This is a genomic window from Wolbachia endosymbiont of Oedothorax gibbosus (genome assembly GCF_936270435.1).
In the GTDB taxonomy this organism is placed as follows: Bacteria; Pseudomonadota; Alphaproteobacteria; order Rickettsiales; family Anaplasmataceae; genus Wolbachia.
On record NZ_OW370567.1, the window covers coordinates 1 to 13,979 of the forward strand.

General features: G+C 34.7%; 11 protein-coding genes. 8 read left to right on the forward strand and 3 right to left on the reverse strand.

The window, feature by feature from the left end; all coding sequences use genetic code 11:
- Window positions 1–363 precede the first annotated feature (363 nt).
- Together hemE and NBW39_RS00010 are read left to right on the forward strand one after the other, a co-directional pair.
- On the forward strand, window positions 364–1,380 hold the full coding sequence (hemE, locus tag NBW39_RS00005; RefSeq protein WP_250295212.1) for a uroporphyrinogen decarboxylase: 1,017 nt from the start codon (window positions 364–366) through the stop codon (window positions 1,378–1,380).
- 772 nt (window positions 1,381–2,152) lie between these two features.
- Window positions 2,153–3,346 carry a pyridoxal phosphate-dependent aminotransferase gene (locus NBW39_RS00010; RefSeq protein WP_250295213.1) on the forward strand — a complete coding sequence of 398 codons (1,194 nt, stop codon included), beginning with the start codon at window positions 2,153–2,155 and terminating at the stop codon, window positions 3,344–3,346.
- A 53-nt stretch (window positions 3,347–3,399) separates the two neighbouring features.
- Here NBW39_RS00010 and NBW39_RS00015 read toward each other — a convergent pair whose 3' ends face one another.
- Complete coding sequence (locus tag NBW39_RS00015) at window positions 3,400–3,888, reverse strand: hypothetical protein (RefSeq protein WP_250295214.1); 489 nt, start codon at window positions 3,886–3,888, stop codon at window positions 3,400–3,402.
- A gap of 492 nt (window positions 3,889–4,380) precedes the next feature.
- On the opposite strand from NBW39_RS00015, the gene NBW39_RS00020 reads away from it, so the two are divergent.
- Window positions 4,381–5,595, forward strand: a complete 1,215-nt coding sequence (locus tag NBW39_RS00020; protein ID WP_250295215.1) for an MFS transporter — start codon at window positions 4,381–4,383, stop codon at window positions 5,593–5,595.
- A 40-nt stretch (window positions 5,596–5,635) separates the two neighbouring features.
- Window positions 5,636–6,913: a serine hydroxymethyltransferase gene (gene glyA / locus NBW39_RS00025; protein ID WP_250295216.1), complete on the forward strand. Its 1,278-nt coding sequence runs from the start codon at window positions 5,636–5,638 to the stop codon at window positions 6,911–6,913.
- 1,007 nt (window positions 6,914–7,920) lie between these two features.
- On the opposite strand, the gene NBW39_RS00030 is transcribed toward glyA, so the two are convergent.
- Window positions 7,921–8,544 carry a transposase gene (locus tag NBW39_RS00030; protein ID WP_250295217.1) on the reverse strand — a complete coding sequence of 208 codons (624 nt, stop codon included), beginning with the start codon at window positions 8,542–8,544 and terminating at the stop codon, window positions 7,921–7,923.
- A 48-nt stretch (window positions 8,545–8,592) separates the two neighbouring features.
- Between NBW39_RS00030 and NBW39_RS00035 the strand changes: the two genes are divergently transcribed.
- The 4 genes from NBW39_RS00035 (at window position 8,593) to NBW39_RS08770 (ending at window position 12,006) form a co-directional block, all read left to right on the forward strand.
- Window positions 8,593–9,452 (forward strand): IS630 family transposase gene (locus tag NBW39_RS00035; RefSeq protein ID WP_250294642.1). Its coding sequence is split into 2 segments (ribosomal slippage): window positions 8,593–8,917 and window positions 8,917–9,452, totalling 861 coding nucleotides; the frame shifts between segments, so codons are not numbered across the junction.
- Between the two features lie 105 nt (window positions 9,453–9,557).
- Window positions 9,558–10,214 carry an exopolysaccharide biosynthesis protein gene (locus NBW39_RS00040; protein ID WP_250295218.1) on the forward strand — a complete coding sequence of 219 codons (657 nt, stop codon included), beginning with the start codon at window positions 9,558–9,560 and terminating at the stop codon, window positions 10,212–10,214.
- Complete coding sequence (gene cysS / locus NBW39_RS00045) at window positions 10,207–11,580, forward strand: cysteine--tRNA ligase (protein ID WP_250295219.1); 1,374 nt, start codon at window positions 10,207–10,209, stop codon at window positions 11,578–11,580. The genes NBW39_RS00040 and cysS overlap by 8 nt, the downstream gene beginning before the upstream one ends.
- Before the next feature lie 6 nt (window positions 11,581–11,586).
- Window positions 11,587–12,006: a DedA family protein gene (locus NBW39_RS08770; RefSeq protein ID WP_370273654.1), complete on the forward strand. Its 420-nt coding sequence runs from the start codon at window positions 11,587–11,589 to the stop codon at window positions 12,004–12,006.
- 91 nt (window positions 12,007–12,097) lie between these two features.
- On the opposite strand, the gene NBW39_RS00050 is transcribed toward NBW39_RS08770, so the two are convergent.
- The gene (locus NBW39_RS00050; RefSeq protein ID WP_250295220.1) at window positions 12,098–13,852 is read right to left on the reverse strand and encodes an ankyrin repeat domain-containing protein; all 1,755 of its coding nucleotides are present in this window, start codon (window positions 13,850–13,852) and stop codon (window positions 12,098–12,100) included.
- Window positions 13,853–13,979: the final 127 nt, after the last annotated feature.

Below are 13,979 nucleotides of genomic sequence, written 5' to 3' on the forward strand. Positions count from 1 at the left end.
TTATCAAGAAAACTGTTATTAAATGTTTAATAAGCATGTGAATAATGTCAAATTAATTTGTGAATTATTTGTTGATATAAAATACCAACAGCTGATTAACAACTTTTTCAACAACATATACATAGTTAAGTAACAATGCATGATGGCAAAATGTTTTCCATAAAAGAAAATTACTAACATTCTAAACATCTTACTTATACACACAAATAATAACAGAAAATCAATAGTATATAAAAGTTATTAACATATTTATCCACAAGTTGAACAACGCCAATTTTTACTGAATTTTAAGTTAGTAACAAGTTGTTGATAGAACTATTATTACTACTATACTTTAATATACAGAAGAATAAATAAAATAGATTGGAAAGCAGCAAAACAACAATAGTAAAAGTTATCAAGCAAAATGAGCCAGGTGAAAGAGTGCCTATTTGGCTAATGCGTCAGGCTGGCAGGTCTCTTCCTGAGTACCGCAAAGCAGTGGAAAATATGAATAATTTTATGGAGATATGCTACAGCACAGATTTAGTGACAGAATTGACATTACAGCCAGTGACAAGATTTGACGTGGATGCGGCGATAATTTTTTCAGACATTTTAATAATAGCTGACGTTTTGGGTTGTGACGTGAATTTCCTGCGCAATGTGGGCCCGAGAATAAAACCTATAAAGAATCCTAAAGAATTGAAAAGTCCACAAGACATTGAAGCTAAAATTTTACCAATTCTAAACGCTATAAAGAAAGTCAGAAGTCAGCTATCAGAAAAAAAGCCTCTTATAGGATTTGCTGGTGGCCCATGGACAGTAGCTTCATATATCATAGAAGGTGGAAGCAGCAAAACTTTTTCCAAAGTATTAAATTTTTACCCTTCGTATTTGAAGGAAATAATTGAACGAATAACGGAAGCAACGATTATTTATCTAATTAAACAGATAGAATTTGGAGCAGATGTTATTCAGCTATTTGACAGTAATGCTGGTGCATTATCGGAACCGTTGTTTAAAGAATATGTTATTGAACCAACAAAGAGAATTGTTTTGGCAATAAAGGATAGATTTCCTGATTTTCCAATAATAGGTTTTCCAAGGTCTGCTAGAAATCTTTATAAGGATTACTGCGAGCAAACAGGTGTATCTGCAATAAGTATAGATTATAATGTTCCAATAGAATGGGCGAAAGCGAATCTAAAAATCCCTCTACAAGGAAATCTTGATCCTAATCTTTTAGCCTATAATAAAATGGAAGCAATAAAAGAGGCAAAACGTATAATAGATTGCTTTAGAGGCTTGCCTTTCATATTTAATCTTGGACATGGAGTACTCCCTGATACCCCAGTTGAAAATATTGCTGAGTTAGTGGCTTTTGTAAGAAATTACTAAAACCCCTACATGAAAAGCCTTTATTGTGGTGAAACGAAAAAAATCCCTTTACAAACTCCTTCAACCCCCTTATCATGAAACTGAAGGTATTCAGTTATCTTCATCTGTGCAGATTAAACAGCAAGAAAACAACGTAGTTGGCGTCTTATTTTTAATTTTTTGCACTATGTGCACCTTATGTCTTCACAGTATTGCTAGCTATATAAGCTGAAACGCGCTGTTTAAGACAGTATAGTACGCCAATTTGCAGGATTAGAGAGTGAACACTAATTACCACGGGGTTTCTTTTGCCTTTTTTTCTGCTTAGTAAATTTCTTAAACATTTTAGCTAAGGTGAGTTGCACTTAAAAGCAGCTAAATTGCAGTGTTTAAGACTTAAAAAACGCCAAATACTGAAAATAGACAATGACCAGGGCTTCTTTTGCCTTTTTTTCCGTTTGGTGAATTTCTTAATGTTTACACGGAAGGTAGCGCGTGACGCTGGAATCCAGTTTTCCATATAATCTCATCGAAAACGTTTTTCTATGCTAGTTTACAAGCAACCTTTTCTGGATCCCAGTGTCGGCTACTTGGATGACACCATTCTTTCTTCTGGATCCAAGTAGTCAAGCTACTTTGATGACAGGAGAAGGTACTTGGATGACAAGAAGAGAGCACTGGAGTGACAGTAAACCTAAAAACTATTTGCCTTTTTTTACCTTATGTAAAATAATAAAATTCCTAGCTTTTTTGTTATACAGGGTTTATCATTTGAATTTAGCTTCAGTAAGATATGTCAGACCTTGCAGAAAGAATGTCCCTAATAAAACCTTCACCTACGATTACTGTAACTGATAAGGCAAATAAGTTGAAAAATGAAGGAAAAAAAATCTGTGTTTTAGCTGCAGGAGAGCCAGATTTTGATACTCCAGATCATATAAAAAAAGCAGCTATTCAAGCAATAAATGAAGGCAAAACTAAATATACTGCTGTTGATGGAACGCGTGAGCTGAAAGAAGCAATAATTAATAAGTTAAGAAAGGATAATAACCTCGAGTACACGCTTAACCAAATCTGTGTTGGCACTGGTGCTAAGCAGGTGTTATTCAATTTGTTCATGTCAACAATTAACTCTGGAGATGAAGTTATTATTCCAGCTCCTTACTGGGTTTCATATGTTGATATGGTAAATCTTTTTGGGGGCTTACCAGTTGTAGTGGAATGCAAACAAAATTTTAAACTGACAGCGGAATTATTGAAAAGCAATATAACTAAAAAAACTAAATGGTTAATTCTTAATTCACCAAACAATCCTGCAGGAGTTGTGTACACGTATAGTGAATTAAAAGACATAGCACAAATATTGCTTGAATATCCACATGTGAATGTCGTTACAGATGATATTTATGAGCATATAATATACGACGAAAAGTTTTTTACTATCGCTCAGGTTGAGCCAAAGCTTTACGACAGAGTTTTTGTGGTCAATGGAGTGTCAAAAGCATATGCAATGACAGGCTGGAGAATAGGGTATATTGCAGGTAGAAGTGATGTAGTAAAAGCTATTTCTACACTGCAGTCTCAGAGCACTTCTAACCCAAATTCGATAGCACAAGCAGCAGCAGCAGCAGCATTAAACGGTGACCATAGTTTTTTGAAAGAAAGAACAAGGATTTTTAAAAGTCGTAGAGATTTTATGGTGAAAAAGCTAAATTCTGTCCCGGGATTATCAGCATCTGTTCCACAAGGTGCGTTCTATTTATTTGTCTCATGTGAAGGATTGCTCAGTAAAAGCACAAAAAGTGGTAAGATAATAAATAACGATTTAGATTTCACTGAGTACTTGTTGGAAGATTATTTAGTTGCTGTAATTCCAGGAATTGCATTTGGTCTAGAAAATTTTATCAGAATTTCTTATGCAACTTCTCAGGAACAATTAGAAATTGGATGTGATAGTATTACTAAAGCGTGCCAGGAGTTAAAATGAAATAGACTATCCATAAATCACCCATTTCACCGCGTTAAAAATATTCACTAAGGTTATCTTGAATGTTCTAACTTGTATTTTTCTATGGAAGGCGTTTTTATTGAGTGAGCAAGTGTCTTTCTAATATTAAATTCCTCATTTTTTTCATTTCGTTGCAGTAAGTTAACGTTATTTGTTTTATTTACTAAATCTTTCCCTTTCTCCAGAGTCTTTAAATCACTTTCGTTAATGTGATGTTCATTGTAAAATTCTGCAACAATTTCTTTTCTTTTCGGGTGAGTATTTAAAAATTCCGACACCTGATGTTTAGCAACAGCTTGAATAAATTTCTTATTAAATCTTGAATCGTTATATAGATTTTCCAAACTTTTGTCATAATGTTTTGCTTCGTTTATAGTGAGTTTTATTATCTCTTCTATGCCACTTAGAAGTTCCCTATACAATTTGTCATATCTATTGCCTGACACATGTGTAGCGAATGTTTGTTCAATGTATTTTGTTATGTAATTTTGCAATGTATTATCTATTGTGCTTATGTTCATCAACCTACCTCAATGTTATATTAACTATTTTACATGTAGAAAGGTTAATATTGAGTTAATAAGATACTTCTGAAGTCAAATTTTACTAAAAATTATATTATTTAAAGTATAATCTATCAGCGTAAAATAAAACGTAAATAAAATGAACCTTATAACAAAAATAAAGCTTAAAGTAAAGATAAATAAAGGTAAAATCATAAATATACTTATTGTTTGTGGTGTAATTTTTTTCATATACCTTATTCATGAGCCAGTTATAGACATGGTAGAAAAAATTGTAAGTAAAATAAAAGGTCTCTTTTAAAAATTGCAAAAGTAGAATAGACTTTTTACATTACCTTCTGCCATACCAATCTGGGATCTAGAAGATTTAGTTAATATGTATAGTTGCTTACGCTAGTTATCTATATTAAATTTCAATAAATCAAAATAAATGTTTATTTTGTTTTTTATAACTAAAGTATATATAATCCTAAATTTTAGCTGAGATTCATGTTGCAGAGGAATTTTTTAATCTGGTTGTTGGCGTCACTGTTTTATGCATACCAATATATATTACGCGTAATCCCAAACATACTTGCACCTGAATTAATAACAAAATTTAACATAAGTATTACAGACGTTGGTCAATTTGGTGGCCTGTATTATATAGGCTATACGCTTGCTCACATACCTGTTGGTCTTGCCCTTGATAGATTTGGGCCAAAGTTTGTTTTACCTGCATGTATTGTCTTAACATTTACCGGAACATTACCGCTTATATGCTTTGATGAGTGGAGTTATTCAATAATTGGAAGAATAATCGTTGGAGTTGGTTCATCTGCTTCAGCAATTGGGCTCTTTAAAGTTGCAAGCATGTATTTTGCACAAGAAAAATCGGCAAGAATGGCAAGTTTATCCATAATTATAGGAGTGTTGGGGGGGATATGTGGCGGATTACCGTTAGACTTCTTACTCAATAAATTTGGCTGGAATTATGTTATCTATACCTTCTCAGCATTCGGGTGTTTACTTGCTCTGTTGCTGTTCTTAGTAACGCCTGAAAGCAATACTCAACAGGAAAAAGTTAGCATTAGAGACTTAAAAAACATACTTCTCAACAAGCATATTATTCTAATTAGCTTTTTTGGTGGACTCATGGTCGGTCCAATGCAAGGTTTTGCCGATGGTTGGGCGAAAGCATTCTTTTTTGAAGTATATAAAATGAATGAAGACTTGGCATCTTCTCTCTCTTCCGTAATATTGATAGGAATGTTAACAGGATCATTCTCTTTGGCTTATTTATTGGAAAAATATAAAAATAAGCATTATGAAGTAATAATTGCATGCTCATTTGCAATGATCGCCGGTTTTTTATTACTTTTTACTCAGATTGGTGGCTTGTATGTTGTATTACCTACGCTTTTTATTATTGGTTTCGCATCTGGATATCAAGTAGTTACAATTTATAAAGCACTAAGTTATGTAAATAATAACTTGGTAGGCTTGGCCACAGCTGTGTCAAACATGATAGTCATGGTTTTTGGCTATTTTTTTCACACTGGGATCGCAAAAATAATAGATTTGTATTGGGATAAGACAGTGATACAAGGGAATCCTGTGTATGGCGCTGAATTGCTGATAAAAGCAACATCAGTTATTCCTGTATGTTTGCTAATAGCTGTTTTTGGGCTCTTATGGTTAAAAAAGCAGGACAAGCAGTCTTAAAATTGCTTGTGCATTTTAAAATTAAAGCGAGGTTTGATCTATGATGAGTATTTTAAAAAAAATCTGTGGCTCTAAAAATGATTTAAAATCCTTTGATAATGAAGTTTATCAATCTATAGAAAAAGAATTGCAACGCCAAAAGTCACAATTGCAATTAATTGCATCGGAAAATTTTGCAAGCAAAGCGGTAATGGAGGCACAAGGCTCTTTTCTGACTAATAAATATGCAGAAGGTTATCCAGGCAGAAGATATTACTGTGGCTGTGAGCATGTGGACAAAGTTGAAAGTCTGGCTATAGAAAGACTTTGTAAGTTGTTTGGTGTAAAGTTTGCAAATGTTCAACCTCACTCTGGTTCTCAGGCAAATCAAGCAGTGTTTGCTTCACTGCTTACTCCAGGCGATACAATACTTGGATTGTCACTGAATTGCGGTGGGCATCTAACTCATGGTGCGGCACCAAGCCTTTCTGGTAAATGGTTTAAGTCGATTCAATATACAGTAAATAAAGACACTTATCTGCTCAATATGGATGAGATAGAAAAGCTGGCGCTGGAGCATAAACCAAAATTGATCATAGCTGGTGCTTCTGCTTATCCAAGAAAAATGGACTTCAAACGCTTTCGCGAAATTGCAGATAAAGTTGGTGCTTATTTGCTTGCAGACATTGCTCACTATGCAGGGCTCATTGCAGCGGGCGAATATCCATCCCCTGCTGAATATGCGCATGTTATGACTTCCACAACTCACAAAACTTTGCGTGGTCCTCGTGGTGGAATAGTGATGACCAATGATGAAGCATTACACAAGAAAATTCAATCTGCAGTTTTTCCAGGATTGCAGGGTGGGCCACTTATGCATGTGATAGCTGCAAAAGCTGTTGCATTTAAAGAAGCATTAGCGCCAGAATTTAAAACTTATAGCAAGAAAGTCGTGGAAAATGCGAAAATACTAGCTCAAGAATTGCAAAAGCATGGACTTGACATTATAGCCGGTGGCACTGACTCTCATATAGTGCTAGTTGACTTAAGATCGCAGAAATTAACTGGAAAAGACGTTGTAGATAGTCTTGAGAGGGCTGGCATTACCTGCAATAAAAACTCTGTGCCATTTGACACAGAAAAGCCAACCATCACTTCAGGGCTCCGTTTCGGCACCGCTGCTGAGACAACACGCGGACTTGAGGCAGAAAATTTTAAAGAGATAGCTAGTCTAATAAATGAAGTAATTCAAGGATTAATCAGCGGAAATAGCTCAAGTGTCGAAAAAGCAGTAAAAACTAAAGTTGAAAGGATTTGTAGTAATTTTCCTATTTATTAATTTATGTGACATCATCCAAGTAGCTCATAGAAACAGATTAAACGAAAAAACTTACTTGACACCCTTCGCCAGTCCTCTTATCATAAAACTGAAGGTATTTTGTTATCTTCATCTGTGCAGATTAAACAGCAAGAAAACAACGTAGTTGGCGTCTTATTTTTAATTTTTTGCACTATGTGCACCTTATGTCTTCACAACATTTCTGGGTTTTTACCCACACAAGCTGAAACGCGCTGTTTAAGACAGTATAGTACGCCAATTTGCAGGATTAGGAAGTGAACACTAATTACCACGGGGTTTCTTTTGCCTTTTTTTCTGCTTAGTAAATTTCTTAAACATTTTAGCTAAGGTTAGTTGCACTTAAAAGCAGCTAAATTGCAGCGTTTAAGACTTAAAAAACGCCAAATACTGAAAATAGACAATGACCAGGGCTTCTTTTGCCTTTTTTTTCATTTGGTGAATTTCTTAATATTTATGGCTAAAAGAGCCCAAGAGAGGTCAGCGCGTGACGCTGGAATCCAGTTTTTGGCAGTTTCATTGAAAATGTTGTATAGTATGCTTGTTTACAGTCAAAATCCTGGATCCCAGTGCCCCCTATGGTGTCATCCCAGTGCTTGACACTGGGATCTAGTCTTTATTATGCAGCCACTTATTTAACAGTTAAGTTTTCTGGATCCAAGTAGTCAGGGCACTGGGATGACAGAAGAAGGAGGCACTGGGATCTAGTTCTCTAATTGCACATAAGTCAACAATAATTTTTACACAAATCAAAATAGCATATTTCCTCCATAATCTTTAATAATTTTACATAGATTAAGTAGCATGCTTCCATGGTTCTCTCCGCGGTCTGATATGACAACAAATTTGTCAAGCCGCATTATACTTGTTAGGCGGAAGTGGACGGCAACATGTTTTTAACGAAGTCTAAAAGCTTCACCCAACGGTCTTGCTTATCCCTTCCATCGGCATTACTACCTTGAGTAAAATTTATGCTCCTCCTACATTTTCTAATAACAAAATTCTGTTTTATTGACTAACATTCTATGCATAATTACAGCTAATTTTCTTGCTACTGCTACAATTGCTTTTTTCATCCCTTTTTTCTTCGCAACCCAGCTTCTCAACTTAAAATTTTTCCGACTGATTGTAAGTAAGACTTGTGCTGCTTCGTACAACACATTCCTACATTCTACTGGTCCCATTTTTGATATACTTCCATGCCGATCAATCTCTCCAGAAGCGTACTGTCTTGGGCTCAATCCCATATAGGCTCCAACTGCATAAGATGTTTCAAACCTATATGCATCATCTATTGCAGCTTTGTATGTCATTGCTACTATAATACCAACTCCTGGAACAGTAGTTAACAATTTGCAATCTTCATCTTTTTTGCCTTGTTCTGAAAGTATTTTGTCAAGCTTCCTTATTGACTCTTCTATTGCTTCCAAACTGCAAACTAATGCTTCTATTGAACTCCTACTGATTTCATCCAAATTATTTATTGCCTCTTGTATTCTTAAAGCAAAAGTTTCAAATTTTGATCCTTTACCAAGCTTTATTCCATGTATCTTCAATAACCCTCTTATTGTTCCGACAATTTGCTGTTTGCTGCATATTATAGTACTTTTCATAATAGTCCAAATAAGGTAAAATAAGGATTTGTAGTAGTGAAGGTAGGTATGCCAGCAGCATATAGTTATGACTTAAGGAAAAAAGCAATGGAAGCTCTAGACGAGGGAGAAAGCAGAGAAACAGTGGCAGCAAGATTTAAAATTGGACGAACTACTTTGTGGGAGTGGCAGCAAAGAAGAAAAGAAACAGGTGACTTTCAATCAAAAAAACTTGGAAATGGAGGTTACAATCACAAAATTACCGACTGGGATGCCTTTGCTAAATTTGCCAGAGAAAACGGAGGAAAGACTCTATTGGAAATGGCTAAACTTTGGAGCAACGTTAGTATCCAAACTATCCACCGAGCCCTGAAAAAAATTGGATTTACACGCAAAAAAAGACCTATGGGTACAAGGAAAGAAGCGAAGAAAAACGTGCTAAATTCTTGAAAATTATAGCAACAAAAGAACCTAAAAACTTAGTGTATATAGATGAGTCTGGCATTGACAACACTGAAGACTACCCCTATGGATATTGTCAGAAGGGACAGCGGTTTTATGCCCTAAAATCTGGGAAGAAAACTCAACGAATCAGTATGATTGCAGCTTTAAGTGAAAGAAAAATAGTTGCTCCATTAACCTTTGAAGGCCACTGTAATATGGATATTTTTAATGGATGGTTTGAGCAATTTTTGATACCGACCTTGGAACCTGGACAAACTGTCATTCTTGACAATGCTACTTTTCATAAGTCTGATAAGATCATTAAGCTTGCTAAAGGGATTGGTGCAGAAATTTTGTATCTGCCACCGTATTCTCCAGATTTTAACAAAATTGAACATCATTGGTTTGCTATAAAAAACAGAGTCAGGAAAAACATTCCTCTATTCAAGTCTTTTCGTCATGCTGTTGATTCTGCCTTTCTATGATCTGTTCGGATTATTATGAGAAGTGCTATACTAGCGCAAAATGAATAATGCATATTGAAATAAAACAATAATTGTGTTAAGAATTATTTTTATCAAAGGTTTTTCGTGTCAAAAAATGATAAGTTGACTAAAAGTGATAAATTAGCTTCTGATATTCTAAAAGAAGTTGCAGATACCAATAACAATGATAGCGATAAAGTAACTTTGTTTGACATTAAAACAGCTTTGCATGAGCGTGGTTTTGGTATTTTAATAATCATCTTCTCCTTGCCGCTATCGGTGCCTATACCGGTTCCACCTGGTTATACAACTATTCTTTCTATACCTTTAATCTTATTCTCATTGCAGCTTTTATTTGGATTTGATTCTCCTTGGATGCCCAGTTGGCTAGAAAGAAGATCTTTTCAGCGTTCAACACTAGCTCTTGTGGTGGAAAAAACTTCTCCAGCATTAAAAAAAATAGAAAAGTTCATGAAACCAAGAATGTCTTTTATTTTCTATGGGCCCGGTGAAAAGATTTTAGCTTTTGTAATGTTGCTTTGTGCATTATCGATAGCTCTTCCATTGCCTCTTACCAACTTTATTCCTGCAATTGGTACAACTCTTATTTCACTTGGTATTATGAGTAAAGATGGGTTTCTATCCATATTGGGAGTTTTAATATCATTGTGTGGGCTATTGCTTACTCTTGTTGTAGTAGTCAAAGGGCCACAACTTATCATTGGGGCATTTTCTTTTCTCAAAAGCTTCGTATATGGTTAGGCTTTACAATACCTTAACAAAAAAAAAGGAACTTTTTACACCAATCGCTAAAGATCATGTGAAAATGTATGTTTGCGGACCAACAGTATATGACACAGCACATATAGGCAATGCACGGTCTGTTGTTGTGTATGATGTGTTATTTCAGCTACTTAAGTTTTGTTATGGCAAAGTTACCTATGTGCGTAACATAACTGACATTGATGATAAAATAATTAATGCAGCAAGTGAGAAAAATAGCAACATAGAAAGTATAACCACATATTACATTAAAGCTTTTCATGATGATATGGAAAGCATAAATTGTAAAGAGCCAACATACGAACCAAAAGCAACGGAAAACGTAAATTATATTATAAAATTAATTGAACATTTGCTGCAATCAGGCCATGCTTACGAATCTGACAAACACGTGTATTTTAATATAGAATCTTATCATGAATATGGTGCTTTATCAGGAAAAAAAACTGATGAATTGGTCCCAGGTAGCAGAGTTGAAGTTAATGAAAATAAAAAGCACCCGGGAGATTTTGTGCTGTGGAAGCCTGCAAATGATATTGACTACAAACTTTCAAGTTATTGGAATAGCCCATGGGGAGAGGGCAGGCCTGGATGGCATATAGAATGCTCAGCAATGTCATATGCTTACCTTGGCAAAGATTTTGATATTCATGGTGGCGGCATAGATTTACAATTTCCTCACCATGAAAATGAAATTGCACAGAGTAAGTCTGCATTTGCTGGATCAATGTTTGCAAAATACTGGATACATAACGGCTTTCTTACAGTAAATGAAGAGAAAATGAGCAAGTCCTTATTTAATATAGTCAAAGTAAGAGATTTGCTAGATAGTGGAATAAAGGGTGAAGTAATACGTTATGCACTGCTCAAAACTCACTACAGAAAACCACTTGATTGGACAGAAAACGTTATTTCTGATGCACAGGAAACCTTAAATAAATTTTATCGGTTATTACGTGGCTTAGATACAACGAATATTGATGAAAGTAACGCAGAAATTTCTAAAGATTTTATAGACGCTTTAAAAAACGACTTAAACATTCCTGAAGCTCTAGCTATATTACATGAAATGGCTGCAAAAATCAACAAAATGAGTAATGAAAGTGAAAAGCTTAAATTAACTGAGAGTTTTGTTAAGAGCGCCAGATTTATTGGTCTTCTTGAGTCAAGTTATGAAAAGTGGTTTGCTGTGGATGTAAATCATCAAGAAATAGAAAGGTTGATAGACTTAAGAAAAATTGCAAAAAAAAATAAAAATTACGATACTGCAGACAAAATAAGGGATCAGTTGAAACAAATGGGGGTTACAATTTCTGACAATGAAGATGGTACAACAACCTGGTAAACTCATATGGAAAATTACTTCCTGTTATTCACAGATAGTCTAGTATCGTCGCTCATCTTACCCATACATCAAGGTTTTGTGTTCAATACCATGCTTTATTTCAGGTCGTATTACACTCCACTACTTATGTTATTTTTTGGAGTACTAGGATCAAGCCTTGGTGGAATAGTTAATTGGTACTTAGGTAGAATAACAATCTCTATACGAAAATCATACCACAAATTAGAAAACGAATATACAACGCCAAAAGTTACAAAAAATTTGCTAATTTTTGCAACTTTATTACTTTCGTGGGTGCCAGCACTTGGAAGTGTGATTCAAATTTTATCAGGTTATTTCAAGTTAAACCTTTATATCCTTGCCCCTTTAATCATTCTATCTAATTTCTTCTATTTGTTATATCTAATACTTACTTTTGGAGTATAACAGCTATAGTACTACAGCCATTAAAGCCCACTTCTGTCATCCTATAGCCTGACAGAGGCTGAGCTATAAATTAAATGCAAAATTTCAATAGTTATAAGGATGCACCATGAGCTAAAAGCAATTCCACAAGCTCTTGGTGATTATTATTAGCTGCATAATACAATGCTGTTTTTCCTTCATTATTTTTAGCGTTAACATCGGCGTTGTGTTTTAGTAGTACTTTTGCTACATCAATCTTTCCCTTCATAGCAGCGAGGTGTAGTGGTGTGTTGCTGTCTTTATCCTTAGCGTTAACATCAGCACCTTTTTGAATGAAGTATTCTGTTGTTCCCAACATTTCATTCAAATCATCCCCCCATAATAGACGGTTATTCTTGGCAATCAAGTGCAATGGTGTCCAGCCACGTTTGTCTTTAGCATCAACATCACTACCATCTTCAACAAGACATCTTACTACCTTCAAGTTCGCGTATAAAACTGCCCAGTGTAACGACGTTAGATCATCATTATCTTTAGCATTAACGTCAGCACCTTGCTCTATAAAATATCTTACCATATCAATCTTTTCTCTGATAGCAGCCCAATGCAATGGAGTACCGCCATATCCGTCTTTGATATCAATATCAATTCCTTTACCAATTAGGTACCTCACCGCATCCAGTTTCGCAAACCTAATAGCCTCATGTAACATAGTTTTGCCATTGCTGTACCTAGCACTAACATCAATACCTTTTTCTTTTATAAGGTATTCTGCTATATAAAAATTTTCATTCTCAACAGCCCAGTATAATGCAGTCCAGCCATAACTATCTTCAATATCAACACTAGCGCCTTTATTTACAAGATATTTTACCATGTCTAACTCTCCACTCTTAGCAGCCCAGTATAATGGCGTTTGGTAAAAACAGTCCCTAGCATCAATACTAGCACCTTTATTGATCAGGTATTTTACTATGTCCAATTTCCCATTTCCAGCAGCTAAATGCAATGGAGCAATATCACACCCATCTTTAGCATTAACAATCTCACTAAGCTTATCTTGATGTTTTTTCTTTATATATGCTAATAAGTTTTTAATCGCTTTATAATCATCATTTTCAACAAGCAAATGCAAATTAGTATCTTTGTAAAAGTCATCAATCAACCTACCGTGTTTACTTGCATATCCCCAAATAGATGCAACATGAATTTTACTATCTTTCACTAAATCACCACTGTTTATCAATTCTAGAGCCTTTCTGAGGGTTTTCTCTTCTTGTCGGTTCTCTTGTAATTTTAATCTTGTTACTTTTTGTACTAGCCTGTGGATATTTACTACTCCTTCCCTTAATTTAATCATTGAATATCGATTAAGTAACTCAACAGCATTCCAAAGCTTTGCCTTATCATCTGTTATTAATTTTGAAAAAATTTCTTTGATGCAGATATTGTCAGGAGCAAGATAGGCCATTATTTCAAGAATGCTTAATGCTTCAAAGCCATATTCCTTGCATATATATGTCATCGTAATGTTCCAAGTTGTTAAAACTGTTTTAGTATAACGATCTTCATTTTCATAAACTCCTTTCTTAAGCAATTCACCTGCATTTTGTTGATACTCTTTTAAGTAATCACTTATTTTAAATCTCTTATCACCCCTTAATCTTGATTCCTCATTTCGATCTTGAATATATACAACTGCTTGTCCTAAAGCTAATGGAAAATATTGTAATTCTCTTGTTAGCTCTTCTATTTCCCTATCCTGTAAATTGTTCTCTATGTTCAAAGCTTTTCTAACAAATTCTAAAGCTTCTACTTCACCAAACTCATCTAATTGTATTACTTTTATATCACCTTCTCCTCTCACATTCCACTTACAGTCACGAGAAGTAATTAAAACATAAGGTTTTTTATGCCTAGGATGTAAAGATGAAGGTAAAAACCTTTTAACCTCAGTTATGGATTAGAAAATAGATAAAAGTATAACTAAGAAG